The 25212-nt window shown below is 72.2% G+C and carries 20 protein-coding genes, 1 pseudogene and 1 riboswitch; of the genes and pseudogenes, 13 read left to right on the top strand and 8 right to left on the bottom strand.

The window, feature by feature from the left end; genetic code table 11:
* Nucleotides 1–35: 35 nt before the first annotated feature.
* The 4 genes from ACIBK6_RS06040 (at nt 36) to ACIBK6_RS06025 (ending at nt 1485) form a co-directional block, all read left to right on the top strand.
* Nucleotides 36–344: an SCO5918 family protein gene (locus tag ACIBK6_RS06040; protein ID WP_399049139.1), complete on the top strand. Its 309-nt coding sequence runs from the start codon at nt 36–38 to the stop codon at nt 342–344.
* 201 nt (nt 345–545) lie between these two features.
* A complete protein-coding gene (locus ACIBK6_RS06035; RefSeq protein WP_399049137.1) occupies nt 546–887 on the top strand; it encodes a MerR family transcriptional regulator in 342 nt (113 codons plus the stop codon).
* A gap of 188 nt (nt 888–1075) precedes the next feature.
* Nucleotides 1076–1207, top strand: coding sequence for a hypothetical protein (locus tag ACIBK6_RS06030; RefSeq protein ID WP_399049135.1), 132 nt, complete (start codon nt 1076–1078; stop codon nt 1205–1207).
* Complete coding sequence (locus ACIBK6_RS06025; RefSeq protein ID WP_399049133.1) at nt 1204–1485, top strand: hypothetical protein; 282 nt, start codon at nt 1204–1206, stop codon at nt 1483–1485. The genes ACIBK6_RS06030 and ACIBK6_RS06025 overlap by 4 nt, the downstream gene beginning before the upstream one ends.
* A gap of 26 nt (nt 1486–1511) precedes the next feature.
* On the opposite strand, the gene ACIBK6_RS06020 is transcribed toward ACIBK6_RS06025, so the two are convergent.
* Together ACIBK6_RS06020 and ACIBK6_RS06015 are read right to left on the bottom strand one after the other, a co-directional pair.
* Nucleotides 1512–3005, bottom strand: a complete 1494-nt coding sequence (locus ACIBK6_RS06020; protein WP_399049131.1) for an alpha/beta hydrolase — start codon at nt 3003–3005, stop codon at nt 1512–1514.
* Nucleotides 3006–3088: 83 nt separating this feature from the next.
* Complete coding sequence (locus tag ACIBK6_RS06015; RefSeq protein WP_399049129.1) at nt 3089–4015, bottom strand: alpha/beta hydrolase; 927 nt, start codon at nt 4013–4015, stop codon at nt 3089–3091.
* 171 nt (nt 4016–4186) lie between these two features.
* On the opposite strand from ACIBK6_RS06015, the gene ACIBK6_RS06010 reads away from it, so the two are divergent.
* Entirely contained in the window at nt 4187–5065 is an 879-nt protein-coding gene (locus ACIBK6_RS06010) for a GyrI-like domain-containing protein (protein WP_399049127.1), read from the top strand.
* Between the two features lie 55 nt (nt 5066–5120).
* On the opposite strand, the gene ACIBK6_RS06005 is transcribed toward ACIBK6_RS06010, so the two are convergent.
* Complete coding sequence (locus ACIBK6_RS06005; RefSeq protein ID WP_399049125.1) at nt 5121–5828, bottom strand: GntR family transcriptional regulator; 708 nt, start codon at nt 5826–5828, stop codon at nt 5121–5123.
* A gap of 250 nt (nt 5829–6078) precedes the next feature.
* On the opposite strand from ACIBK6_RS06005, the gene ACIBK6_RS06000 reads away from it, so the two are divergent.
* The 5 genes from ACIBK6_RS06000 (at nt 6079) to ACIBK6_RS05980 (ending at nt 11805) form a co-directional block, all read left to right on the top strand.
* Complete coding sequence (locus ACIBK6_RS06000; RefSeq protein ID WP_399049123.1) at nt 6079–7827, top strand: ABC transporter substrate-binding protein; 1749 nt, start codon at nt 6079–6081, stop codon at nt 7825–7827.
* A 13-nt stretch (nt 7828–7840) separates the two neighbouring features.
* The gene (locus ACIBK6_RS05995; protein ID WP_399049121.1) at nt 7841–8785 is read left to right on the top strand and encodes an ABC transporter permease; all 945 of its coding nucleotides are present in this window, start codon (nt 7841–7843) and stop codon (nt 8783–8785) included.
* On the top strand, nt 8782–9768 hold the full coding sequence (locus ACIBK6_RS05990; protein WP_399049119.1) for an ABC transporter permease: 987 nt from the start codon (nt 8782–8784) through the stop codon (nt 9766–9768). Before ACIBK6_RS05995 ends, ACIBK6_RS05990 begins: the two co-directional genes overlap by 4 nt.
* Complete coding sequence (locus tag ACIBK6_RS05985; protein WP_399049117.1) at nt 9768–10772, top strand: ABC transporter ATP-binding protein; 1005 nt, start codon at nt 9768–9770, stop codon at nt 10770–10772. The genes ACIBK6_RS05990 and ACIBK6_RS05985 overlap by 1 nt, the downstream gene beginning before the upstream one ends.
* Before the next feature lie 88 nt (nt 10773–10860).
* Entirely contained in the window at nt 10861–11805 is a 945-nt protein-coding gene (locus ACIBK6_RS05980; RefSeq protein WP_399049320.1) for an ABC transporter ATP-binding protein, read from the top strand.
* Nucleotides 11806–11911: 106 nt separating this feature from the next.
* On the opposite strand, the gene ACIBK6_RS05975 is transcribed toward ACIBK6_RS05980, so the two are convergent.
* The 4 genes from ACIBK6_RS05975 to ACIBK6_RS05960 all read right to left on the bottom strand — a co-directional run bounded on the left by ACIBK6_RS05975 (nt 11912) and on the right by ACIBK6_RS05960 (nt 16626).
* On the bottom strand, nt 11912–13102 hold the full coding sequence (locus ACIBK6_RS05975; RefSeq protein ID WP_399049319.1) for a Dyp-type peroxidase: 1191 nt from the start codon (nt 13100–13102) through the stop codon (nt 11912–11914).
* Between the two features lie 345 nt (nt 13103–13447).
* Nucleotides 13448–14671, bottom strand: a complete 1224-nt coding sequence (locus ACIBK6_RS05970; protein WP_399049115.1) for a hypothetical protein — start codon at nt 14669–14671, stop codon at nt 13448–13450.
* A gap of 243 nt (nt 14672–14914) precedes the next feature.
* On the bottom strand, nt 14915–15331 hold the full coding sequence (locus tag ACIBK6_RS05965) for a hypothetical protein (RefSeq protein ID WP_399049113.1): 417 nt from the start codon (nt 15329–15331) through the stop codon (nt 14915–14917).
* Between the two features lie 41 nt (nt 15332–15372).
* Nucleotides 15373–16626 (bottom strand): RNA-guided endonuclease InsQ/TnpB family protein, encoded by a 1254-nt coding sequence (locus tag ACIBK6_RS05960; RefSeq protein ID WP_399049111.1) that lies wholly within the window; start codon nt 16624–16626, stop codon nt 15373–15375.
* Nucleotides 16627–16808: 182 nt separating this feature from the next.
* Here ACIBK6_RS05960 and ACIBK6_RS05955 point away from each other — a divergent pair.
* Both ACIBK6_RS05955 and ACIBK6_RS05950 read left to right on the top strand, forming a co-directional pair.
* Nucleotides 16809–17633 (top strand): annotated as a pseudogene (locus ACIBK6_RS05955) (methyltransferase domain-containing protein).
* 229 nt (nt 17634–17862) lie between these two features.
* Nucleotides 17863–19707 (top strand): sigma-70 family RNA polymerase sigma factor, encoded by a 1845-nt coding sequence (locus tag ACIBK6_RS05950; protein WP_399049110.1) that lies wholly within the window; start codon nt 17863–17865, stop codon nt 19705–19707.
* 56 nt (nt 19708–19763) lie between these two features.
* Here ACIBK6_RS05950 and cobN read toward each other — a convergent pair whose 3' ends face one another.
* Nucleotides 19764–23396: a cobaltochelatase subunit CobN gene (gene cobN, locus ACIBK6_RS05945; RefSeq protein ID WP_399049109.1), complete on the bottom strand. Its 3633-nt coding sequence runs from the start codon at nt 23394–23396 to the stop codon at nt 19764–19766.
* Nucleotides 23397–23487: 91 nt separating this feature from the next.
* Nucleotides 23488–23576, bottom strand: a riboswitch (cobalamin riboswitch).
* A gap of 139 nt (nt 23577–23715) precedes the next feature.
* On the opposite strand from cobN, the gene ACIBK6_RS05940 reads away from it, so the two are divergent.
* Entirely contained in the window at nt 23716–25203 is a 1488-nt protein-coding gene (locus ACIBK6_RS05940; protein WP_399049108.1) for a cobalamin biosynthesis protein CobG, read from the top strand.
* Nucleotides 25204–25212 lie beyond the last annotated feature (9 nt).

Genomic DNA, 25212 nt, shown 5'->3' with positions numbered 1-25212 from the left:
CAGGCCGTTCTCCCTCCTCTCCTTGTGAGGCAACCATGCGCTGTGTCATCGCCCGCTTCCCGTTCGACCTCACCAAGAACGGGGTGATCGAGTCCATGAAGGGCGTCAAGCCCGAGCCCATCGTGGGTGAGTCCGTACTCATCGGCCGCCGCCGCTACCCCGTCAAGCAGGTGGGCTCGGTCATCACCCGGCAGGACCGGCGCGACTTCAGCGCCCAGGAAGTCGTCCGGGCCATGACGCTGCTCGGCTTCACGTGCGGCACCGTCGAAGAGGCGGCACCCGCCCCCGCCCTGACCGCGGTCGAGACCGCCTCGGCGCTGCTCGGCGCGCCCGCGGTCGCGTAACCAAGAAGGCGGGCCGCAGCCCGCACACACCGCAGTGACGAGGGCCTTTCCGGCGCACACCGGAAGGGCCCTCGTCGTGTGTCGTGGCCGGGTACGGAAGGTCGGCGCAGCGCCGAGGCGGGCCCATGGTGTTGAATTTCCCGCGGGGCCCTGGTGCCGTACGGCGCCGGGGCCCCTCGACGCGCTGCACAACGAGGTGACATGACAGCAGATACTCCGCTCAGTGGCCGTCTGGACGACGACGACTACCCCGCCTACACGATGGGCCGGGCCGCCGAAATGCTCGGCACCACCCCCGGCTTCCTGCGGGCCATCGGTGAGGCCCGGCTGATCACGCCGCTGCGCTCCGAGGGCGGGCACCGCCGCTACTCCCGCTACCAGCTGCGGATCGCCGCCCGCGCCCGTGAGCTCGTCGACCAGGGAACACCCGTCGAGGCCGCGTGCCGCATCGTGATCCTGGAGGACCAGCTCGAAGAGGCCCAGCGCATCAACGCCGAGTACCGCCGCGCCGCCGAAGCCCAGAAGGACGACTCCGCGCGCTGAGCCCATCCCGGCGGAACCACCCCCCGGACCCGTGAACGTCAGGGGTATGAGCGGTGAACCACCTGTTCCGGGGATAGCTGGGCCCGGTCGGCGGACGGAAGGATCAACCGGGCGGGTGCCGCCCTACGGCAGGGCGCCGCGGTTGTCCTACGAGCCCCGCGCCCGGCCAGCCCCTCAAGGAGCAGACCATGTCCGCCTCCCCAGACACGATCCGCCGGACCCGCCCCGGCCCGCTCGCCGGGATCGCCGGGTCCGATACGCGCCCGGCCGGACGGCGGGCGGCGGGCGGCCCCGGATGCGGCGCGGCGGCCGCCGCATGACCCGCGAAGGCGCCATCGCCACAGTCACCGGCCTGGCCTGGCTGGTCTCGATCCTCCTCTCCGCGCTGTCCACCGGCGCCGCACCCCCGCAGAAGGCGGCCCCCGCCCCGGCGGAGCCGGAGCCCGGTCTCTTCGCCGAGGCCTACCTGCACGAACTCGACCACTTACACGCGGCGATCTCCGCCGCCCACCTCGAAACCCGGCCCGGCGCCGCCTCGTCCGACCTGGAGGAGTGCTGGTCCATCTGGAACACCGGCCCGCACGACCGCCGGGACTGAAGGGGATCCGCCCCCGGACGGTTGGATCAGTCCGCGCAGTACGTGTCGTGCCGCGGCCGCTCGCCCGTCGCAAGGAACGCGGTGACCGTACGGTCACCGCAAGCGTTGCCGTTGCCCAGGTAGACGCCGTGGCCGCCGTGGTCGACGGTGACCAGGCGGGCCCGGTCGCCGAGGGCGCGGCGCATCTTGAGGGCACCGAAGTACGGCGTCGCCGGGTCCCGCAGGTTCTGGATCATCAGGATGTCGGAGGGGCCGTCCGAGGTGATCCGGGCGGGCTGCTCGGCGGGCGCGTCCTTCCAGAAGGAGCAGGGCGTGATGTTCGCCGGCATCCCGGCGGTCAGCGGGTGCCGGGCCCGGTCGGCGGCCACCGCGCGCTCGTACGCCGGGACCGAGGCCGGCCAGGCCACGTCGTTGCAGATGACGGCGACCGTGACCGCCGCGTCCTGGTCCGGCAGCGGGGCGGCCAGCGCCCCGGGCAGCACCGGCTTCCCCGCGGGGTCCTGGGCCTGCTTGACGAGCTGCGCCAGCTGCGGGAAGGCGCCGTCGGAGTACAGCGCGCTCTGGAGCGCCTGGCGCAGCAGATTGCCGGTGAGCGGCACGCCCGGCGTGGTCGACTCCTTGGGCGTACGGTCGAGCCGGGACGCCAGATCCAGCATCAACGGCCTTACGTCATTGGCCTGTTGGGCCAGCCGCAGATCGCCCCGCGCCGGGTCGGCGGCCCAGGACGCGAAGTCGGGGAAGCGGTCGTCGGTGGCCTGCGCCATGTTCTCCAGCCAGCCCCGCGCGACGCGCGACGGGTCGGGGTCGCCGTTGCTGTCGAGCACCCAGCGGTCGGTGCGGTCCGGGTACTTCTGCGCGTACTGGGCCCCCACGTACGTCCCGTACGACACTCCCCAGGCGGACAGTTTCCGCTCGCCGAGCGCCTCGCGGAAGCGGTCGATGTCGCGTACCTCGTTGGCGGTGGTGAAGCTGCGCAGCACCGCGCCGCCGTTGTGCGCGCACGCCTCGGCGGTGCGGCGGGCCCGCGCGACGTTGTCGGCGATCGCACCGTCCGCGTCCGGCCAGCCCCGCAGATTCACCAACCGGCGGTCATCGGCGGGGAGTTGACAGCTCGCCGTGGTGCTGCCGCCCACGCCGCGCGGGTCGAGCGAGACGATGTCGTACGCGCCCTTCAGCTGCCCCCGCAGCGCATCGCCCTTCTGCGTCAGACGCTGCACCCCGGAGCCGCCGGGGCCGCCCGGGATCACCAGGAGGGTGCCGCGCCTCGCCTCGGGCCGGTCGCTGCGCAGCCGGGACACCGCGAGGGTGAGCCGCGGACCCCGCGGATCGCGGTAGTCGACCGGTACCGACAGGTCGGCGCACTCCTGCCCGGCGGGGCCGTTGGGCTGTGCGCAGGACCGCCAGTCGAGGGCACCGGCCGCGGGGGCCGCCGCGGCCGGTGTCACGAGGCTCGCGGCGACGGCCGCGGCGGAGAGGGCGAGGAGTACGGCCCGCTGGGAGTAGTGGGGGTAAGTCGTCATGCGGGCAAGCCTGGTCGTCCCGAACGATCAGGCCCATCCGGCTGCCCTGTGGCACCGTGCGGGGGCTAACCCCCGTACGTCCCTCAGGAGTTGAGCAGTTCGCCGAACTCCCGGTACATCTCTGTCACCGCGGCGTCGACCGCCGCCGACTTGGTGTCGAAGTTGAGGAAGCCGTGGATGAGGCCCGGGTAGCGGTGCTTCTTGACCGGGACGCCCGCGGCGCTCAGCGCGTCCGCGTAGGCGAGGCCCTCGTCGCGCAGCGGGTCGCACTCGCCGCAGCCGATGACCGCCGGGGCCAGGCCCGCGAAGTTCCCGGCGAGGAGCGGGGAGGCGGGGGCGCGGCCGCCCGCGGCGGGGTCGTCGCCGAGGTAGAGCAGGGTGTCGTTCTCGACCTCGGCGGTGGTCAGCAGGTACCCGGTGGCGTTCTCGGTGCGGGACGGGTGTGCGCCGTCGCCGCTGAGGTCGGTGCACGGGTAGGCGAGCAACTGGGCGGCCAGCGGCCTGCCTTCGTCGCGGAAGGCGAGTGCCACCCCGGCGGCAAGGCCCGCTCCGGCGCTGTCGCCCGCCACGGCGAGCTGTCCGCCGCCGTAGTCGGCGATGCTGTCGGACACATGGCTCGTGACGGCCACGCAGTCGTCGAACGCGGCGGGGAAGGGGAACTCGGGGGCGAGCCGGTAGGCCACGCTCACCACCACCGCGCCGAGGTCGCGGCAGAGCCTTCGGCACACCCCGTCGTGCGTGTCGAGGTCGCCGACGACGAAGCCCCCGCCGTGGAAGAACACGACGGTCGCCGCCGTGCCCCCGCCCTGCGGCCGGTAGACCCGCACCGGCACCCCGGCCACCCGGTCGTCCCCGACCGAGGCGACCTCGATGGGCGGGTCGGGCGCCACGGCGAGCGAGAGAGCGCGGTTGCCCGCCCGCATCTCGGCGACGGAGGGCGGGGTGTCGGGTCCCGGCCCGTCGACACCGAACTGTTTCAGCAGGGCGGCGATCTCCGGGTCCATGGGCATGGGATCGGGCCTTTCCGACGTAGCGGCCTCCAGCGGCCCACCCAACATAGGCAGCACCTGCCCCGGCGGGCTCGTTCGGGGACCCGATCGGGGCGGGCACAGAATGTCGGGTCGGGCAGGGCAGGCGGCTCCTAGCGTGGAGCGCGTAAGGAAGAAGGAAGGGGGCCGGGAATGCTCAAGCGGCTCAATCAGGCCATGGGCCACATCGAGGAGCGTCTCGACCAGGAGATCGACGTGGGCGAGCTCGCCCGCATCGCGGTGACGTCGGAGTACCACTTGCGACGGCTGTTCTCCGCACTGGCCGGGATGCCGCTGTCGGAGTACGTACGGCGCAGGCGGCTGACCGTCGCGGGCGCCGAGGTGCTGGCCGGGGAGCGCACGCTGCTCGATATCGCGGTGCGCTACGGCTACACGTCGGGGGAGGCGTTCGCGCGGGCTTTCAAGTCCGTGCACGGCGTCGGCCCCGGCGCGGCCCGGCGGACCGGCGCGGCCCTGCGGTCCCAGCCCCGGATGTCCTTCCGACTCGTCATCGAAGGGAGCAGCAGCATGCGGTACCGGGTTGTGGAGAAGGAAGAGTTCCAGCTGGTGGGGAAGAAGGCACGGGTGCCGCTGGTGCACGAGGGGGTGAATCCGGCGATCGCCGCCTTCATCCAGGGCATCGGGCCGGAGACGTCCCAGCGCATCCACCAGTTGTCCGACCAGTTGCCGCAGGGCATCGTCTCGGTCTGCGACGATCTCGACCCGAGCCGGGCCGAGGGCACCGAACTGGACTACTGGCACGCCTCGTTGACGCGGGCGGACGCGGCGGCGCCCGACGGCCTCGACTCGATGGTGGTGCCCGCGGGCACCTGGGCCGTCTTCGAGAGCACCGGGCCGTTCCCGCGGGCGCTCCAGGAAATGTGGCGCGACGTGTACACGGAGTGGTTCCCGTCGAATCCGTACCAGAACCGGCCGGGGCCCGAGATCCTGCGCACCCGCCCGGCGACCGGCGCCGAGGAGACGGACGCCGAGCTGTGGATCCCGATCGAGCGGACCCCGGCGCGGAGCTGATTCTCGGGCTGGGCCCTGGCACGCCGTTACGGAAGCCGAGTCCGAACCGTACGGCTCAGCGGCCCGCGCCCAGCCGCCGCTTCGGCTTCGGGTCGGCGGCCTCGCTCCGCGCCCACAGGGAGCGGACGTGGCCCAGGTGGCGGGTCATGCACTTCTCGGCGGCCTTCGCGTCTCCGGCCAGCATCAGGTCGAGGAGTTCGAGGTGCTCCTCGGCCGAGGGGATCAGCTCGTCGCGCTGGTCCAGGGCGGTCAGACCGTACAGGCGGGAGCGCTTGCGCAGCTCGCCGACGGTCTCGACCAGGCGCTCGTTGCCGGACAGCGCGAGCAGCGAGAGGTGGAAGCGGCGGTCCGCCTCCAGGTAGCCGATGAGGTCGTGCTCGCGGGCGGCGCGCACGATCTCCTCGGCGACCGGCCGCAGCGCCTCCAGGTCGGCGCGGTCGGCGGTGCGGGTGACCCGGCCGATCATGGGGACCTCGATCAGTGCCCGGATCTCGGTGTACTGGTCGAGGTCCCGCTCGTTGACCTCGGTGACCCGGAACCCCTTGTTGCGGACCGGTTCCACCAGGCCCTCCCTGGCGAGGTCGAGCATCGCTTCGCGCACGGGGGTCGCGGAGATGCCGAAGTCCTCGGCGAGGCCGGGCGCCGAGTAGACCTGGCCGGGGCGGAGCTCACCGGAGATCAGCGCGGCGCGCAGGGCGTGCGCGACCTGGTCGCGCAGCCGCTCGGTGGTGGTGATGACCTTGTTCTGCTTCAGGTGAGCCATGCTGTTCCTCCGTACCGAGCGGAGACCCAGAGTACAATGTCACGTTTCTTCGGGCCTCGGGATCCCCTCTCTGTCAGATTTCCGCCGGGCCCCCGCCACCCCTCCTCCGCCAACTCCCCTACGGGCAAGTCCAGATAAAAGGCTCCCCCGATTCCTCCCGATCCCTTGCCAGTACAATTTCACATTACTATGTTACTGGTCACATTCCAGCCAGCCCTGGCTGTCCGAACTGTTCGCGGAGTGACCACTGATGAACAAGCGCACTTCCACCGCCGTCGCCGTCACCCTCGCGGCGACGCTCGCCCTCGGCACGGCCGGCTGCTCCGGGGGACACCACGCGGGCGGCGGCGAGGGCGGCGGCAAGAACCCCGCCGCCGCCAACGTGGGCAACGTCATCGGCGGCACACCGGTCAAGGGCGGCACCCTCACCGTCCTGTCCAACCAGGACTTCACCCACCTCGACCCGGCCCGCAACTGGGTCATGGACGACATGGACTTCGGCACCCGGCTGCTCTACCGCACCCTGGTGACCTACAAGGCGGCCCCCGGGACCGGCGGCGGCGAGCTGGTGCCCGACCTCGCGACCGACCTCGGCACCCCGAGCAACGGGACCAAGACCTGGACGTTCCACCTGAAGCAGGGCGTCAAGTACGAGGACGGGACGCCGGTCACCGCGCAGGACGTCAAGTACAACGTGGAGCGGTCCTTCTCGCCCGACCTGCCCGGCGGCGCCGACTACGCGGCCCGCTACCTCACGGGCGCCGAGGGCTACCGGGGCCCCGCCGACGGCAAGCACCTCGACTCCATCAAGACGCCGGACGACCACACGATCGTCTTCGAACTCCGCAAGCCCTTCGCCGAGTTCCCCAACGCCACCGTCATGCCGACGTTCGCGCCCGTACCCAAGGCGCGGGACAACGGGCCCAAGTACGACAACAGACCGTTCTCGTCCGGCCCGTACAAGGTCGAGTCGTACGAGCGGAACAAGCAGCTGGTCCTGGTGCGCAACACCGACTGGGACCCGTCGACCGACACGGTGCGCAAGGCGTACCCGGACCGGATCGTCGTGACGATGGGGCTCAAGGCCACCCAGATCGACGACCGGATGATCGCCAGCCAGGGCGCGGACGCCTCCGCCGTCTCCTGGGAGGCGCTGCGCCCTGAGAGCGGGGCCAAGGTGCTGCCGAGCGCCGAGGTGCGCTCGCGGCTGCTCGCGGAGTCCACCAACTGCACGGACATGGTGCAGATGGACACCGGACGGGCCCCGTTCAACGATGTGAAGCTGCGCCAGGCGCTGGAGTACGCGCTCGACAAGGACGCGGTGCTCACCTCCTCCGGCGGGCCCGCCTTCAACGACCCGTCCACCGCGTACATGCCGGCCACGCTCTTCGACGGCAAGCAGCCCGACACCCTCAAGATCCCCGTCACCGGTGATGTCGCCAAGGCGAAGGAACTGCTCAAGGAGGCGGGCAAGCCCGACGGGTTCACGACGAAGATGACCGTCTCCACCGGCGACAAGGGGCGCGCCGAGGCGGTCCAGCAGGCGCTCGGCAAGGCCGGCATCAAGCTCACCATCGAGACCGTCGACCCGTCGGCGTTCTACGCCACCATCGGCGACACCAAGAACCGCACCGACATCGTGTACTCGGGCTGGTGCCCGGACTATCCGTCCGGCTCCACGTTCCTGCCGTTCGTCTTCGACGGGCGCTTCATCAAGGACCAGGGCAACACCGGCAACCACTCGCTCTTCCGCGACGAGGCGACCATGAAGCGGATGGACGAGATAGCGGCGATGACCGACGCCAAGGCGGCCGCCGCGGCCTGGCAGCAGCTCGACGGCGAGATCCTCGCCAAGGCCCCGGCCGTGCCGGTCCTGGTCCGGCGCTGGCCGCTGGTGCTCGGCACCAACATCGCGGGCGCCTACGGCCAGACGTCCTTCGGCGGACAGCTCGACTACGCCACCGTCGGGCTCAAGAACCCGTCCACGAGCGGGAATTGAGGGTTCGTCAGCCATGACCACTCTGGTGAAGACACCGGTGGATGCACCGGTGGCGGCGGCCGGGCGCGGCCCGTGGGGGCTGGCCCGCGCGGAACTGCGCCGCCGCACCTCCGTCAAGATCTCCCTCGCCGTCGTCGCGCTGTTCCTCCTCATGGCGGCGGGCGCCCCGCTGCTCGGCGCGCTCGGCGGCTGGTCCCCCGACACCTTCGACAAGAGCGCCGTCGACCCCTACCTGGGCGGCCAGCCGCTCGGCCCGCTCGGCGGGATCTCCGCCGACCACTGGCTCGGCGTCGAACCCGTCACCGGGCGCGACCTGTTCGCCCGCGTCGTGTACGGCGCCCAGGTCTCCCTGCTCATCGCCCTCACCGCCACCGCGATCGTCGTGGTCGCGGGCACCGCGGCCGGGATCGCGGCAGGCTACTTCGGCGGCCGCACCGACACCGTGCTCTCCCGGCTCATGGACCTCACCATGTCCTTCCCCTCCCTCATCTTCATGATCGCGATGATGTCGGTGGCCAAGGACGTCAACCGGATCCTCCTTATGACCGCCGTCATCGGCCTGTTCGGCTGGCCCGGCATCGCCCGCGTGGTGCGCGGCCAGACCCTCTCGCTCAAACACCGCGAGTACGTCGACGCCGCCCGCGTCGGCGGCTCGGGCCCCTGGCGCATCCTGAGCCGGGACATCCTGCCCGGGGTCGCCGGGCCCGTCATCGCCTACACCACGCTCATCGTCCCCGGCATGATCGCCACCGAGGCGGCGCTCAGCTACCTCGGCGTCGGCGTGCGCCCGCCCACCCCGTCCTGGGGCCAGATGATCGCCGAGAGCGTGTCCTTCTACGACACCGACCCGATGTACTTCATCATCCCGAGCAGCTGCCTGTTCCTCACCGTGCTCGCGTTCACGCTGCTCGGCGACGCGCTGCGCGACGTCCTCGACCCGAGGGGGAGCCGCACGTGATCCGCTACCTCGGCCGCAGGATCCTCGGGGTGATCGGGGTGCTCATCGCGATCGCCGCCGTCACCTTCACCATCTTCTACGTCCTGCCCTCCGACCCGGCCGCCGCAGCCTGCGGCAAGTCGTGCAGCGCCGACCGGCTCGAAGCGATCCGCGCCCACATGGGCCTGGACCAGCCGATCTGGCGGCAGTTCTGGGACTTCGCCTCCGGCATCTTCACCGGCCGCACCATGGGCACCGGCCAGTACGCGCTGCACTGCGCCTTCCCGTGCCTGGGCTACTCCTACGAGAACAGCGAGTCCGTCTGGTCGCTGCTCATGAACCGCCTGCCGGTCTCGGCCTCGCTGGCCTTCGGCTCGGCCGTGCTCTGGCTGCTGCTCGGCCTGTCCGCCGGGGTCGTCGCGGCCCTGCGCAAGGACACCTTCACCGACCGGGCCCTGATGGTCGGCGCGGTCGCCGCCGCCTCGCTGCCGGTCTACTTCACCTCGATCATGCTGATCTACGGACTGATCCGGGTGGCCGGGCTGCTCCCCTACCCGCAGTACGTCTCCCTCGCCTCCGACCCCGTGCACTGGGCGTCGAACCTGCTGCTCCCCTGGATCGCCCTCGCCATCCTGTACGCAGCCATGTACGCACGCCAGAGCCGCAGTTCGATGATCGAGACGATGGCGGAGCCGTACATCCGCACCGCCCGCGCCAAGGGCCTGCCGCGCCGCACGGTCGTCGTCAAACACGGGCTGCGCTCCGCGATGACACCGATCCTCACCCTGTTCGGCATGGACCTGGGCGGGCTGCTCGCGGGCGCCGTCATCACCGAGTCCATCTTCGGGCTGCCCGGCATCGGCCGGCTCTTCTACAACGCCCTGTCCACCGGCGACCAGCCCGTCATCCTCGGCGTGACCCTGCTCGCCGCCGCCTTCATCGTCGTCGCCAACCTGGCCGTCGACCTCCTTTACGCCGTCGTCGACCCGCGAGTGAGGTTCTGATGGCCGAGCCCCAACCCCTTTTGTCCGTACGGGACTTGAGCGTCACCTTCCCGACCGGACGCGGTCCGGTACGGGCCGTCGACGCGCTCAGTTTCGACGTCCACCGGGGCCGCACCCTCGGCATCGTCGGCGAGTCCGGCTCCGGCAAGTCCGTCACCTCGATGGCCGTCCTCGGCCTGCACACCGGCGCCGAGGTCACCGGCTCCATCGCCCTGGACGGGCAGGAACTGGTGGGCCTGCCCGAACGCGAGCTGAACCGGCTGCGCGGCCGCCGCATGGCGATGATCTTCCAGGACCCGCTGTCCAGCCTCCACCCGTACTACACGGTCGGCGAGCAGATCGCCGAACACCACCGCGTCCACTTCAACTCCCGCCGCGCCGAGGCCCGCAGGCGCGCCGTGGAGATGCTCGCCGAAGTCGGCATTCCCGAGCCGGGACGGCGGGCGGGCGAGTACCCGCACCAGTTCTCCGGCGGCATGCGCCAGCGCGTGATGATCGCCATGGCGCTCGCCTGCGAGCCCGAACTGCTCATCGCCGACGAGCCCACCACCGCGCTCGACGTCACCGTGCAGGCCCAGATCCTGGAACTGCTCGCCCGGCTCCAGGAGGAGCGCGGACTCGCCGTCGTCATGATCACCCACGATCTGGGGGTGGTCGCCCGGGTCGCCCACGAGGTCCTGGTGATGTACGGCGGCCGGGCGGCCGAACAGGCCCCGGTGGACGAGCTGTTCGCCGTACCCGCCCATCCCTACACCAGCGGCCTGCTCGACTCGCTTCCCCGCCTCGACGACAGCGACGAGGAACCGCTGCGGGCGATCCCCGGCAGCCCGCCGTCGCTGCTCACCCCCGCCCCCGGCTGCGCGTTCGCACCACGCTGCCCCCGGGCGGCCACCGCGTCCGAGGCCGTACGAGAACGCTGCACGAGCGAACGGCCGCTGCTCGGCGGCCCGTCCGGCCACCCGGTCGCCTGCCACCTCCCCGCATACGAAGGCGTCCCCTCATGACCACGAACCTCTCCACGAGGCCCGCAGCAAGGAGGGTCCATCAGTGACCACCGCTGCCCAACCCCTGCTCTCGGTACGGGACTTGACGATGTCCTTCCCCGGCCGCCGCAGCCGCTCCGCACCCGTGCGGGCCGTCGGCGGCGTCAGCTTCGACGTGGCGGCGGGCGAGACCCTCGGCCTGGTCGGCGAGTCCGGCTGCGGCAAGTCCACCACCGGCCGCATGATCGTGCGGCTCCTGGAGCCGACCTCGGGGACCATCGCCTACGACGGCCGCGACATCAGCCGCCTCAACCGGCGCGAGCTCAAGCCGGTCCGCAAGGACCTCCAGATGGTCTTCCAGGACCCGCACTCCTCCCTCAACCCGCGCCAGACGGTGGCCAGGATCATCTCCGATCCCCTGCTGGCACACGGGAGTTCGGCCACCGACGCGCGCGCTCGCGCGGTCGAGCTGATGGACCTCGTGGGGCTCATCCCCGAGCACATCGACCGCTATCCGCACGAGTTCTCCGGCGGCCAGGCCCAGCGCATCGGCATCGCCCGCGCCCTCGCGCTCAACCCGAGGCTCGTCGTCGCGGACGAGCCGGTGTCCGCCCTCGACGTCTCCGTACAGGCCCAGATCGTCAACCTGATGGAACGCCTCCAGAAAGAACTCGGCCTTGCCTACCTCTTCATCGCGCACGACCTGTCCGTGGTGAAACGGGTCTGCGACCGGGTCGCCGTGATGTACCTGGGCCGCATCGTGGAGATCGGCACCAAGGAGCGCGTCTACGCGGCCCCGGCCCACCCCTACACCCGGGCGCTGCTCTCCGCCGTACCGCTGCCGGACCCGGCGGCGGAGCGGAGCCGGGAGCGGATCACCCTGCTCGGCGACCCCCCGAGCCCGGCCGCACCCCCGCCCGGCTGCGCCTTCCACCCGCGCTGCCCCAAGGCCGAGGCGATCTGCCGCACCGAGGCCCCGCTGCTGCGGACCGCGGTGCCGGGCGAGCCGAGGGAGGTGGCTTGCCACTTCCCGGGGGAAGGGTCGATGGCCTAGGGGCGCGGGGAACTGCGCGACCAGCCTCCCCCAAGCTCTCAACTTCGTTCGAGCAGGGGGGACCCCCATCGGCCCGCAGCCTACGAACGCCACTCCCCGCGGAGCGCTACAGCACGGTGCTGCCGAGCGGGAACCCCGGGCGGGCGCCCGGCAGCACGTAGAACAGAGCCGAACCGTAGTGCTCCGCAAAGGGGTTGAGGGCATCGCCCGCCGATAGGCGCTCCTGTACGCGAACGAAGAGCGCGGGATCCTTCAGGTACGCCAGGAAGAGCAGCCCCCGGTCGAGGGGGCTGTTCGCGTAGGAGTAGCCGCGCCGCAGCATCCGTGCACCGTCGTCGAGCCGGGGGTGCGCGAGCCGTACGTGCGCGTCGGCGGGCAGCACGTCAGCGCCGTCCGGCGACTTGGCGTGCAGGTCGGCCTCGTCGTACTCCGTGCCGCCGCCGAGCGGCTCGCCGCCGTTCTTGCGCCGCCCGATGATCTGCTCCTGCCGGAACACCGGCAGCCGCCCGAACTCCTCGGTACGCAGCCGCACCCGGCGTACGACGAGGAACGTGCCGTCCGCGTACGGGTTCTGGCCGCCCAGCCACACCCAGCGCTCGCTCTCCACCGGGGTGGGGTTGGACGTGCCGTTCTTGAAGCCGAGGAGGTCGCGCGGGGTCTCGCCGTCCCGTACGGAGGTGAAGAGGCTCGACTGCGGGCCGGGGCGCTGCGGCGGCAGGAAGCCCGGCTGGCGCCAGCGGGGCCGCAGCACTCCCGCGCCCGCGCCCGCGAGCAGCGCGGCCATCCGCTCGCACTCCCCCGGGTCCTGCGCGCAGATCTGTACCGCGATTTCACCGCCGCCCGCCCCCGCGTCCAGGTACTCGCCCGGAAAGGCGGGCAGTTCACGCAGCCCCTCGGGAGCCCCAGCGCCGAGCCGCGGAGGCAGGGCGGGACCGATGCCGACGGTCACAGTGAGGCCGGGCCCGGCTCCAGGCCCGGCTCCGGCTCCGGCTCCGGCTCCAGTACCGGCTCCGGCTCCGGCTCCAGGCCCGGGTCCAGTACCGGCTCCGGGTCCGGCACCAGGCCCGGGTCCGGGTCCGGGTCCGGGACCAGGTCCGGCTCCGGCTCCGGCTCCGGCTCCGGCTCCAAGTCCGGCTCCGGCACCGGCGAGGAGCTCGGTCCAGCGGGCGAGGAGCCGGCGCACCGCGTCCCGGCCCGCGGCGCCGCGGGTGCCCGGCGTCAGATCGTAGGAAACCAGCAGGGCATGCGGCTGCTGGGGTTCGGTGATGCCCGGCTGACGGGCGGGGGCGGGGGGCACACCCTTGGCGGGGCGCCGTTCGCGCCGGGGGGCGGCATCGCATCCGCCCAGCGCGACGGCCACGGGAAGCGTGGTCAGGATGGTGCGGCGGCCGACCCGGGGGGCGCCGGTCCTGGGGGCACTCGACTCTTCGTACAAAACGGTGCATTTCGTGAGGAAGGTGGTGCGCACGATACACCTGCGGCGCTGGGTGGGCGGGATACCTCGGCCCAGCGATCCGTCGCGTGCCGCGGTGGTCGACGCCGCCGTCCGGGCTGTTACCGCTCCCGGAGCAGGTTGCAGGAGGCGACAGGCCGGCCGAATCTCAGTGGCTCAGCCGAGATGGGGCCGGTCCCGCTGCTCCAGCTAGTCGCCGCGCGCCTCGAACCACTCCCGCGCGCCCGGGTTGAGCCGTGCGCGCGGCTCGGGCTTCGGGTCGTGGTAAGCCGCGTACGCCTCCGCGAACCACTCCTCCGGCGTGGAGAACTGGTAGTTGGACACGGCGTGCCGTTCCCGCTCGGCCCGCAGGTAGCTGACCCACTGCCCGTAGTGGTCGACGTGGTACGTCCGGTCCCCGATCGCGAGGGTGTTTCCGCCGCCGTCCGTCAGCGTCCATGGCTGTGCGAGGGCCAGCCGTCCGAACTGCACGACGCGGGCGAGCCGGTCCTTGAACTGCTGGTCCTGGTCGGGGAAGTTGTCGGCGAGGTCCGTCAGCCGCTTCGGGTTGCCCCGCGCCATCGCCGGATTCAGTGCCAGCGCCACCGAAGCGCCGAGGGTCATGTGGAAGCGGTCCTCGGCATCCAGTTGGTCTCCGAGCCCCGCCTCGGTCAGGATCGCCACCGCTACCGGATGAGTGTCGTCGTAGGCCTCCCAACCTCCGAAGCGGGGCTCGTGCTTCAGGCCCACCGCCCAGCCCGCCTGCCGGTCGACGGAGTGGCCGATCTCGTGCCGCAGCGTCCACTTCACCAGGTTGCCGTTGGCCAGCACATCCGAAGTGCCGCCCATGACCTGGCGTTTCTCTCCGGCAATGCCCAGGGCCTTGTCCTCGGCCTCGCTGATCCCGTCGTAGTCGGCCATCGCCCCCTTGTCCATCAGGGAACGCTGCCAGGGCACGCCCCGGTTCAGTTCCGTGTAGAGCCAGGAGGGCATGCCGAAGGGGCTGACCATGGTGATGCTCCGGTCCTCCCCGTCGTACAGGCTGGCCGCGCTCGTCGTGTCGGCTCCGGCGGGCTGGATGGCCCGCAACTCCGGGTTGTCCCTGACGTCTTGGGACGGAAGGCTGCCCAGGATCCCGTCGATCCTGTTGAGCATGGAGTGGCTGAAGTGATCGTTCGGCCGGTCTGCCGGCGGCCCGATGCGGATCCCGTACTTGGTGCTGAGCGCCGCCTCGCGCTGTGCGGCGCCGGTGTTCGCCACCAGCCCGCCGATGCCGTGCCCGCCGGTGCTCCCGCCCAGCATCTGGACCACCACAGCGTTCCCTGCGGTCCGCTGCAACGCCAGTACCTGCGCGGCCCGCCCCTCGGGCCGCTCCGCCCGCGCCCGCGCAACGGCACTCGCCCCGTCCGTCTCCGCTTCCCGCCGTGCGTGCATGGTTCTCCTGCCTCGGAGTGGTCCACCGTTCCCCTCCGAGCTTCACCGTGTGCGGGGCGCGCCGGAAGAGACAGGAGGGCAGACCTCGGGGCAGACGAGGGCAGGGCTCTGTCCGGCGGACCATGGCGGCCTTGGAGCTCGGCTCACGAGTCGGTGCGCCTGACGTCCAGTGCCGACGGCGTACTGAAGCTGGATCCGCACCCAGGAGATCCTGCGGCGGCACCTGCCGCCCCCTGAGCGGGTTCACAGCCGCTCGGGCGCGATCCGGCGGGCCGGGTGGTCCAGCCATACGGACTCGACCTCGGGCGTGACGGTCAGCCCGAACCGGTTTCGGCCCGGCCGCCCGTGCTGGTCGAACTCCCTTACCGCTGCGGCGACTTCGTCCCACAGACGGCGCGGGCCGTACTGTTCCGTCTCGAACTCCTCGCGGCCCTCGACGTACTCGACGGTCGCCCACGACTTCTCGTCGTCGGCGAGGAGCCAGTACGTGGCCTCGGCCGGGGCTTCCTCACCTCCGTGGACGAGCTGGGGCCAGACGCCGGGGACCCTTCGGGACACGTAGAACTCGGCATCGGTGTCGCGGGCGAGGTCGTACGGGTTGATGCGGGTGGTGCCGGTGTCGCCCTGCTCCCTGTGGTACGCGTCCGCGACCGCCGCCATGCGTCCGCGCTGCTGCCGGGCCCACTTGAATCCTCCCCTCCCTAAAGGGAGGGGATTCCTGGCTCACGTTGCCTGTGGACCGGCGGCCCGTCAGGTCTTACACGATCAGCACCAGCCGGGTTGAGACCAGCCCGGACGAGCATCACGCGGGCGGAGTTCTTATCCCGGGGGGATACGGCTCCGCACGCGGTACACGCGTAGGTACGTTCGGAAAGGGGGAGTGCGTGCTTGGTTCTCGCTCCGCACTGTGCGCAGTCCATGGTGGTGTGCGCGGGGTGTACGAGGTGCACGGCCCTGCCGTGCTTGCGGCCCATCTCGACCAGGGCGGCCTTGGTCGCGCTGATGGCGGCGTCGGCGGCCTTGCGGGCCATGGTGGACTTAGCGAGGAACTTCGGACGGAAGTCCTCGACGGCAAGAGCGTCGTGGTCACGGACAACCTTCTTCGCCCACTTGCGGGCGGTGTCCTGACGCTGCCGGGCGATCTTCTTGTGCAGCTTCGCCGCCTGCCGCTGCGCCTTCCGGTAGCCCTTCGAGGCGCCCTTGCCTCGCGGGGTCCGGCGGCGGGACATCTGCCGCTGGTAGTGCGCGAGTCGCTTGGCGGCTTTCTTCCCGTGCTCCGAGTGGGGGAGGTCGTGGTCGTCGCTGGTGGTGGTCGCTGTCTCCTTCACACCCCAGTCGATTCCGATCACCCGGCCGGTTTCCGGCAGCGTCTCGGTCACGGTGGGGACAACGAAGGAGGCGTACCAGTGGCCAAGGCTGTCTCGGTACACACGCGCGCTGGACGGGGGCTTGGGCAGCTCCCGCGACCACACCGGCCGCACCACGATGCCTCCGGCGAGGTGCAGGCGACCGTCCTTGAGCCGGAACCCACGCCGGGTGTATTCGAGGGTCGGCGCCGCTTCGCGCTTCTTCTTGTACCGGGGCATCCCGGCGCGCTGCCGCATCGGCAACCCGGCCTTGACGTCCTTGAGCGCCTTCGCGCGGGACTTGCCGAAGTCGCGTATCAACTGCTGTTGGGGAACACATGCGCCCTCCCGCAGCCATGGCGTGCGGGCACGGGCATCGGTCAGCATCGCGGCGAGCTGCACCGGCCCGCACGTCCGCTTCCCGGAATCGTCGGGACGGCTCTTGTTCCAGGTGCTGCCGTTCTTGGACTTGGCCACGCACTCGTTCCACACCCACCGGCACCGGTCCCACTCGGCTTCGAGTGCGGTACGGGCGGTGGACGACAGGCGAAGACGGTAGGTGTACCGGGCATGCCTGGTCTCCCCGCTCGTCTTCGCTGGCGTCGTCACGATGCTCAACCTACCTGGGACGTCTGACAGTTGAGGGTTCCAGTCCTGTGTAGCCTGCCTCACCACCGCCAGGGGTGGACGCCGATCCGCCCTGACGGCGAAGCGGCTTTCCCTGCCCCGCTCACGCGGGAGCTTCGTTTCCTCCCCCGGCTGAAGCCGGGGGTATCCACGAAGGAGATCCGATGACATCAGACCCCGTAGTCGCCCCGGAAGTCCTGGCCTTCTACACGGAGACCATCGACGAGTCGGTGCGCCTGACGTCCAGTGCCGACGGCGTACTGGAGCTGATCCGCACCCAGGAGATCCTGCGGCGGCACCTGCCGCCCGCGCCGGTCCGCGTTCTCGATGTCGGCGGCGGGCCCGGGATCCACGCCCAGTGGCTGACCGAGGCCGGGTACACGGTTCACATCGTGGATCCGGTCCCCCGCCATGTGGACCAGGCACCCGCCGGCGTCACGGCCGAGGTCGGCGATGCCCGCATGCTGTCCGCCCCCGACGACTCGCAGGACGTCGTCCTCCTGCTGGGCCCGCTCTACCACCTCCTGGAGCGCGAGGAACGGGACCGGGCCCTCGCCGAGGCCCTGCGCGTCGTGAAGCCGGGCGGTCTCGTCGCCGCCGCCGCGATCGGCCGCTAAGCCTCCCTGTTCGAGCACGTCGCCACCACCCTGCTCGATGTCGAGCGCGTCCACGACGCCGTCTTCGACATCCTGCGGACCGGCCGCCACGACCCCGGTCGCAAGGGCTTCACCGCCGCGTACTTCCACACCGCCGAGTCCCTGGCCGAGGAACTCACCCAGGCCGGGCTGACCGGCGTAACCGTGACCGGGATCGAAGGCCCGTCCTGGGGCGCGCTGAAGGCGACCGAGGTGCACACCCAGGAGTCGCTGCGGGACTCGGCGATGTTCCGCGCCGCGCTCGCGGCCGCCCGGCTCGCCGAGCCGTACCCCGAGCTCCTGTCGGCCAGCTCGCACATGCTGGCTGTCGGCCACGCCCCCGGCCAAGGGTGACAAGCGGCGGCGGGGTGGGGCGGCCGCGGCGCCACCCGGGCACCCGTCCTCGTACCACCGCCGCGTGACCCGACCGGCCGCCGTCCGGTTTCCGTTGTCCGGCTCCTGTGATCCGATTTCCGTAGTCCGTTTTCTGTTACCCGTTTTCTGTTATCCGATGGCGGCCGGGGTGTTCTCCCCTGCGTCGGGTCAGTTAGGTTCGGTCGGTGCTGGGGAGAGTGGACGAGGCGTGATAGGTGAACAGGCAACCGCGATAGTGGCCGCGGCCCGGGCCGGGGACCAGCGGGCCCGGGACGAGCTCATCGCCGGGTATCTGCCGCTCGTCTACAACATCGTCGGCAGGGCGCTGAACGGGCACGCCGACGTGGACGACGTCGTGCAGGAGAGCCTGCTGCGGATGCTCGACGGCCTCGGCTCCCTGCGCGACCCCGAGCGCTTCCGGTCCTGGCTGGTCGCCGTCACCATGAACGAGATCCGCAGGTACTGGCAGGGCCACCGCCGCACCCCGGTCGACGGCGGGCTCCAGGACGCGTACGACGTCGCCGACCCCGGCGCCGACTTCGTGGACCTCACCATCGTGCGGCTCGGGCTCTCCGGCCAGCGCAAGGAGGTCACCGAGGCCACCCGCTGGCTGGAGCCCGAGGACCGCGCGCTGCTCTCGCTGTGGTGGCTGGAGGCGGCCGGTGTCCTCACCCGTTCGGAGGTCGCCTCGGCGCTCGACCTGTCGCCGGAGCACACAGCGGTACGCGTCCAGCGGATGAAGGGCCAGTTGGAGACGGCCCGGGTCGTGGTGCGCGCCCTGGCCGGCGCCCAGCGCTGCGGCGAGCTCTCCGGGCTCGCCCTCTCCTGGGACGGCGTGCCCTCCGCGCTGTGGCGCAAGCGAATAGCCCGGCACGCGCGCACCTGCGCGGTCTGCTCCGGGCACTGGAGCGGGCTCATACCCGCCGAAGGCCTCCTCGTCGGCCTCGCCCTCGTCCCGGCCACCGCGGCCACCGCGGGCCTCCTCGCCGCACTGCACGGCACCGGCATCCAGAGTGCCGCCCACACGCAGGCGGCCATGCAGAACGCGGCTCACACACAGGCGATGCAGAGCGCCGCACACCCGCAGGCCATGCAGAGCGCCGCACACCCGCAGGCCATGCAGAGCGCCACGCATACCCAGGCCATGCAGGCGGCGGCCCAGACCCAGCCCATGCAGGCCGCGCAGGCCGCACCGGCCGCCGCGCACGGCGCCGCCGCCCCGGACGCCGGCTCCGGGCGCGCCGGGGCTCGGGGAGGCCGGGCCGCGCATGCCGCCGGCAAGGGGCGCGGCCCCGCCTCGCGGGCCGGTGTGCGCAAGGAGCAGCGGGCGCGGCGGCGGCGCCGGGCCGCCGCGGTGATAGCCGGGGTGGCCGCCCTCGGCGCCCTCGGCGGGGTGTTCCACTTCGTGACCGGCAGCGGGCAGGAACCAGCCCGTACGGTCGCGGACGCCGCCGGGACCACTACCGAGACGGCCCCCGACGGCCTCGGCACCAAGCCCGTACCGCCGACACCTTCGGCGTCCAACTCCCGCCCCGCGCCCAGCAGTTCGCCCAGTAAGGCGGCGGAGCAGCACGCCTCGCCCTCGGCCAAGCCGTCCACCCACCCCGCCCCGCCGAAGCCCAGCGCCCCCGCGCCGCCCCGTACGCTGGCGGGCTCGGACAGCGGCGCGGCGCCCGCCGCGCAGGACGTGCTCGCGATGGTCAACTCCGAGCGGGCCAAGGCCGGTTGCTCGGCACTGACCAGCAACCCCAAGCTGTACGACGCGGCCCTCAAGCACTCCGACAACATGTCCGCGCAGAACTTCTTCGACCACACCGACCCCAGCGGCGCCGGCCCCGGCGAGCGCATCACCGCCGCCGGGTACCAGTGGAGCACGTACGGCGAGAACATCGCGCGCGGCCAGCAGGACGCGGCCGCGGTGATGGACTCCTGGATGCACAGCCCCGGTCACCGCGCCAACATCCTGAACTGCGCGTTCAAGGAGATCGGCATCGGGGTGCACTACGGTTCCGGCGGCCCGTGGTGGACCCAGGACTTCGGCACGCGGGGCTGAGACGTACCGCGGGCCCGGATCGATTCGCCGATCCGGGCCCACTTGGTGCGAGCGGGTCAGCCCTGGCCGTCCTCCAGGTCGCCCTCGGTCTCCAGGTACACCTGCCGCAGCGCTTCGAGGACCGCCGGGTCGGGCTTGGCCCACATGCCGCGCGACTCGGCTTCGAGCAGCCGCTCCGCGATGCCGTGCAGCGCCCAGGGGTTGGCGTCCTGGAGGAACTCGCGGTTGGCCGGATCCAGGACGTACGTCTCGGTCAACTTGTCGTACATCCAGTCGGCGACCACGCCCGTCGTGGCGTCGTAGCCGAACAAGTAGTCCACGGTGGCGGCGAGTTCGAAGGCGCCCTTGTAGCCGTGGCGGCGCATCGCCTCGATCCACTTGGGGTTGACCACGCGGGCCCGGAAGACCCGCGAGGTCTCCTCGATCAGGGTGCGGGTCTTGACCGTTTCGGGGCGCGTGGAGTCGCCGATGTACGCCTCGGGGGCGGTTCCGCGCAGCGCGCGGACGGTCGCCACCATGCCGCCGTGGTACTGGAAGTAGTCGTCCGAGTCGGCGATGTCGTGCTCGCGGGTGTCGGTGTTCTTGGCGGCGACCGCGATCCGCTTGTACGCCGTCTCCATCTCGTCCCGGGCGGGCCGGCCGTCCAGTTCGCGGCCGTAGGCGTAGCCGCCCCACACCGTGTAGACCTCGGCGAGGTCGGCGTCGGTGCGCCAGTCGCGGGAGTCGATGAGCTGGAGCAGGCCCGCGCCGTACGTGCCGGGGCGGGATCCGAAGATGCGGGTGGTGGCCCGGCGTTCGTCGCCGTGCTCGGCCAGGTCGGCCTGCGTGTGGGCGCGTACGAAGTTCTCCTCGGCGCTCTCGTCCAGGGAGGCCGCCAGGCGCACCGCGTCGTCCAGCAGGCCGATGGTGTGCGGGAAGGCGTCGCGGAAGAAGCCCGAGATGCGCAGCGTCACGTCGATGCGGGGGCGGCCGAGCTCCGCGAGCGGGATCGGCTCCAGGCCGGTGACCCGGCGCGAGGCGTCGTCCCAGACGGGGCGGACGCCGAGCAGCGCCATCGCCTCGGCCACGTCGTCGCCCGCGGTGCGCATCGCGCTCGTACCCCACAGGGAGAGCCCGACCGAGGTCGGCCAGTCGCCGTTGTCGGTGCGGTAGCGGTTCGCCAGGGACTCGGCGAGGGCCTGTCCGGTCTCCCAGGCGAGCCGGGAGGGGACGGCCTTGGGGTCGACGGAGTAGAAGTTGCGGCCGGTCGGCAGGACGTTGACCAGGCCGCGCAGCGGGGAGCCGGAGGGGCCCGCCGGGACGAAGCCGCCGTTCAGGGCGTGCACGGTGTGGTCGAGTTCGGCGGTGGTCGCGGCCAGGCGCGGGACGACCTCGCGGGCCGCGAACTCCAGGATGGCCGCGACCTGTTCGCCCTGGTCGGCGGGGATCGCCGCCAGATCCCAGTTGGCGTCGTCCATCGCCTGGACCAGGGCGCGGGCCTTGTCCTCGGCCTCGTCGGCGGTGGTGCGGGTGGCCGCGGACTCGTCCAGGCCGAGCGCCTCGCGCAGACCGGGCAGGGCGGTGGTGCCGCCCCAGATCTGACGGGCCCTCAGAATCGCGAGGACGAGGTTGACCCGGTCGGCGCCGGCCGGGGCGTTGCCCAGGACGTGCAGGCCGTCGCGGATCTGGACGTCCTTGATCTCGCAGAGCCAGCCGTCGAGATGCATGATGAACTCGTCGAAGCCCTCGTCCTCGGGGCGGTTTTCGAGCCCGAGGTCGTGGTCGAGCTTCGCGGCCTGGATCAGCGTCCAGATCTGCGCGCGGATCGCGGGGAGCTTGGCCGGGTCCATGGAGGCGATCTGGGCGTGCTCGTCCAGGAGTTGCTCCAGGCGCGCGATGTCGCCGTAGGAGTCGGCGCGGGCCATCGGCGGCACGAGGTGGTCGATGAGCGTGGCGTGCACACGGCGCTTGGCCTGGGTGCCCTCGCCCGGGTCGTTGACCAGGAACGGGTAGACCAGCGGAATGTCGCCGAGGGCCGCGTCCGGGCCACAGGCGGCGGACAGGCCCGCGTTCTTGCCGGGCAGCCACTCCAGGTTGCCGTGCTTGCCGAGGTGGATCATCGCGTCCGCGCCGAAACCGCCGTCGGCGGCCAAGGCCGCGATCCAGCGGTACGCCGCCAAGTAGTGGTGCGAGGGCGGCAGATCGGGGTCGTGGTAGATCGCGATCGGGTTCTCGCCGAAGCCGCGCGGCGGCTGGATGAGGATCAGCAGATTGCCGCGCCGCAGCGCCGCGAGGACGATGTCGCCCTCCGGGTTGCGGGAGCGGTCCAGGAACATCTCGCCGGGCGGCGGGCCCCAGTGCTGCTCGACGCCCGAACGCAGCTCCTCGGGAAGCGTCGCGTACCAGCGCTTGTAGTCGGCGGCCGGGATGCGGACCGGGTTGGCGGCCAGCTGCTCCTCGGTGAGCCAGTCCTGGTCGTGGCCGCCCGCGTCGATCAGCGCGCGGATCAGCTCGTCGCCGTCGCCGGAGACCAGGCCCGGGATGTCCGCCTCGGGCCCGAAGTCGTAGCCCTCGGCGCGCAGTCGGCGAAGCAGCGCGACCGCGCTCGCCGGGGTGTCCAGACCGACCGCGTTGCCGATCCGGGAGTGCTTGGTCGGGTACGCGGAGAGCACCAGGGCGATGCGCTTGTCGGCGGCCGGGATGTGCCCCAGCTTCGCGTGGCGTACGGCGATCCCGGCGACCCGCGCGGACCGCTCGGCGTCGGCGACGTACGAGGGCAGGCCGTCCGCGTCGATCTCCTTGAAGGAGAACGGCACGGTGATCAGGCGCCCGTCGAACTCGGGGACCGCGATCTGGCTGGCCGCGTCCAGCGGCGAGACGCCCTCGTCGTTCTCCTCCCAGGCGCTGCGCGAGCCGGTGAGGCAGAGCGCCTGGAGGATCGGCACGTCCAGACCGCTGAGCGCGCCCGCGTCCCAGGACTCGTCGTCGCCGCCCGCCGATGCGGTCGCGGGCTTGGTGCCGCCGGCCGCGAGGACGGTGGTCACGATGGCGTCGGCGGCGCGCAGCTCCTCGATGAGCGCGGGCTCGGGGGCCCGCAGCGAGGACACGTACAGCGGGAGCGCGCGGGCGCCCGCGTCCTCGATCGCGCCGCACAGGGTGTCCACGAAGGCGGTGTTGCCGCTCATGTGGTGGGCGCGGTAGTAGAGCACCGCGACGGTGGGGCCGGCGGTTGCCCTGGCCGTACGCTCCAGCGGGCCCCAGGACGGGGCGGGCGCGGGCGGCTCGAAGCCGTGGCCGGTGAGCAGCACGGTGTCGGACAGGAAGCGGGCGAGCTGGTCGAGGTTGGCCGGGCCGCCGTGCGCGAGGTAGGCGTGCGCCTCGGCGGCGATGCCGACCGGGACGGTGGAGGCCGCCATCAGCTGGGCGTCCGGGGCCTGTTCGCCGCTCAGCACGACGACGGGCAGCCCGCTCGCGGTGAGCGCGTCGAGCCCGTCCTGCCAGGCGCGCACGCCGCCGAGGAGGCGTACGACCACGAGGCCCGCGCCGTCGAGAAGCGCGGGGAGTCCGTCGAGGGCGAGCCGGGACGGGTTGGCGAACCGGTAGGCCACCGGGCCGTCCGCGGCGCGGGCGCTCAGCAGGTCGGTGTCGGACGTCGACAGGAGCAGGATGTGGCGGGGATCCGCTGCGGGCTCCCCGGACGAATGCAGCATGCGGCGTCAGGCCTTCCTCGGGGTGTCCGCGCCCCGGGTGGTGTCGGAGTGGATCTCCCCCGCCCGGCCGGAGCCGGGAGCGTGGGGAAGGGAGTTCCTGACTCACCCGGCGAGACCCTTACGGGCCCGGGACCGGGCTCACAGTGGCGGGACCGCGCCGGAATCGCACCGGGCTTCCTCCCCTGTCGCCGTCGCCGGCGATGACGGGCCGAGAGACCCGTCGCTTGCATAGTAGCGACCTCGTCCAGCGCGGGTCGGGGCGCTCGGGCGGGGTGACCCGCTCCGCTCGGGCGGGGTGGCCCCCGGCGCGGGCGTGGGTATGCTCGCCGCCATGCCGCCCCCCTCCTCAACACCCTTCAATCAGGGCGAAAGTAGAATACCGGGCACCCCGGGAGCTCTCGTACACGAGGCGTCTTCGCCGGGCCGCCCGGAACCCGTCGTGCGGGACCGCGGCGACGCCTGCCCCGGCGCCCTGCGGCTGCACTCCGCCGACGACGGGCGCCTTGCCCGACTCCGGCTGCCCGGCGGCATCTTGACGAACCATCAGATCAAGGCGCTGGCGACTGCGGCCGAGCAATACGGGGACGGCCACCTCGGCATCACCTCGCGCGGCAACGCCGAGTTGCGCGGACTCGGCGACGGCTGCGGGGCCCGGCTCGCCGAACTCCTGCGCGGGGCGGGCCTGTTGCCCTCCGAGCGGCATGAGCGGATCCGCAACATCGTCGCCTCCCCGCTGGCCGGACTCGACGGCCTCGGCCACGGCGACCTCCGCCCCTGGCTGCGCGAACTGGACGCCCTGCTGTGCGGCCAGGACTGGACGACCGCGCTCTCGGGCCGCTTCCTGTTCGTCCTGGACGACGGCCGCGGCGATGTCGCGGGCCTCGGCGGCGATGTGACCTTGCTCGCACAACCGGCCGGGGACACGGCGGTGGTACGCGTCGGCACGCAGGCGCTGCGGGTGGCGGCGGCCGACGCCTGCCGCGCGGCACTGGCCGCCGCGCACGCCTTCCTCGACACCGCGTCCGCCGCGGGCAACGGCGCCTGGCGGGTCCGCGAACTCCCCCCGGGGTGCACGGTGGACCTCGCGGAAGCCCTGGAACGGGCGGGCATCCCGGCGGAGGCGGTGCGGGTGTCGGAGCCGGTGCCGTACGGGGAGGTCGGCGCCGCCGCCCCGGCGAACCCCACTTCCGTACCGGACATGAACCCCGCACCCCCCGCCCCCGGCATCGTGGCAGGCCCCGACGGGACATACGCCCTGCTCGTCGCCCCCGTCCTCGGCCGGGTCGCCGCCCGACAGCTGCGGGCGCTCGCCGGGCCCGCGGGCGAGGTCAGGGTCACCCCCTGGCGCGGATTCGTCGTGCCCGGGTTCGGCGAGCGCGCGGCACGGGAGCGGCTGCGGGAGCTCGGTGACGCCGGGTTCATCACCGCGCCCGACTCGCCGTGGACCGGGGTCGGGGCGTGCACCGGGCGGCCCGGCTGCGCCAAGGCGCTGGCGGACGTGCGCGGGGACGCCCTGCCGGGGCCGGGCGGGCTGCCGGTCTACTGGTCCGGGTGCGAACGCCGCTGCGGGCATCCGCAGGGCGACTGGGTGGACGTGACCGCGACCGCCGACGGCCGGTACACGGTTGCCGTACGCGGCACGCAGGCGCGCCAAGTGCCGGTGGCAGAAGGCAAGTTGGCGGCAGCCGTCACCACCGCACGGAGCGGGCACGCGGGACGGCGACAACAGGACCGGGCAGTACAACAGGACCGAACAGGACCGGGCAGTACCCGACCGGACGCAGGCGACGGGACCACCACGAGATGAGCGAGAGCA

Origin of the sequence: Streptomyces sp. NPDC050485 (assembly GCF_044458185.1) — a bacterium.
In the GTDB taxonomy this organism is placed as follows: Bacteria; Actinomycetota; Actinomycetes; order Streptomycetales; family Streptomycetaceae; genus Streptomyces.
The sequence above is the reverse complement of the archived record's forward strand: the minus strand, read 5'-3'. Positions and strand labels throughout refer to the sequence as shown.

What these genes read in the sequence shown, in the direction of transcription:
- ACIBK6_RS06035 (WP_399049137.1), top strand. Translation starts at nt 546, where the DNA reads ATGACAGCAGATACTCCGCTCAGTGGCCGTCTGGACGACGACGACTAC.
- cobN (WP_399049109.1), bottom strand. Translation starts at nt 23,396, where the DNA reads ATGCTGCATTCGTCCGGGGAGCCCGCAGCGGATCCCCGCCACATCCTG.
- ACIBK6_RS06025 (WP_399049133.1), top strand. Translation starts at nt 1,204, where the DNA reads ATGACCCGCGAAGGCGCCATCGCCACAGTCACCGGCCTGGCCTGGCTG.
- ACIBK6_RS05940 (WP_399049108.1), top strand. Translation starts at nt 23,716, where the DNA reads ATGCTCGCCGCCATGCCGCCCCCCTCCTCAACACCCTTCAATCAGGGC.
- ACIBK6_RS05965 (WP_399049113.1), bottom strand. Translation starts at nt 15,331, where the DNA reads ATGGCGGCGGTCGCGGACGCGTACCACAGGGAGCAGGGCGACACCGGC.
- ACIBK6_RS06010 (WP_399049127.1), top strand. Translation starts at nt 4,187, where the DNA reads ATGCTCAAGCGGCTCAATCAGGCCATGGGCCACATCGAGGAGCGTCTC.
- ACIBK6_RS05980 (WP_399049320.1), top strand. Translation starts at nt 10,861, where the DNA reads ATGTCCTTCCCCGGCCGCCGCAGCCGCTCCGCACCCGTGCGGGCCGTC.
- ACIBK6_RS05985 (WP_399049117.1), top strand. Translation starts at nt 9,768, where the DNA reads ATGGCCGAGCCCCAACCCCTTTTGTCCGTACGGGACTTGAGCGTCACC.
- ACIBK6_RS05970 (WP_399049115.1), bottom strand. Translation starts at nt 14,671, where the DNA reads ATGCACGCACGGCGGGAAGCGGAGACGGACGGGGCGAGTGCCGTTGCG.
- ACIBK6_RS06005 (WP_399049125.1), bottom strand. Translation starts at nt 5,828, where the DNA reads ATGGCTCACCTGAAGCAGAACAAGGTCATCACCACCACCGAGCGGCTG.
- ACIBK6_RS05995 (WP_399049121.1), top strand. Translation starts at nt 7,841, where the DNA reads ATGACCACTCTGGTGAAGACACCGGTGGATGCACCGGTGGCGGCGGCC.
- ACIBK6_RS06030 (WP_399049135.1), top strand. Translation starts at nt 1,076, where the DNA reads ATGTCCGCCTCCCCAGACACGATCCGCCGGACCCGCCCCGGCCCGCTC.
- ACIBK6_RS06020 (WP_399049131.1), bottom strand. Translation starts at nt 3,005, where the DNA reads ATGACGACTTACCCCCACTACTCCCAGCGGGCCGTACTCCTCGCCCTC.
- ACIBK6_RS06015 (WP_399049129.1), bottom strand. Translation starts at nt 4,015, where the DNA reads ATGCCCATGGACCCGGAGATCGCCGCCCTGCTGAAACAGTTCGGTGTC.
- ACIBK6_RS06000 (WP_399049123.1), top strand. Translation starts at nt 6,079, where the DNA reads ATGAACAAGCGCACTTCCACCGCCGTCGCCGTCACCCTCGCGGCGACG.
- ACIBK6_RS06040 (WP_399049139.1), top strand. Translation starts at nt 36, where the DNA reads ATGCGCTGTGTCATCGCCCGCTTCCCGTTCGACCTCACCAAGAACGGG.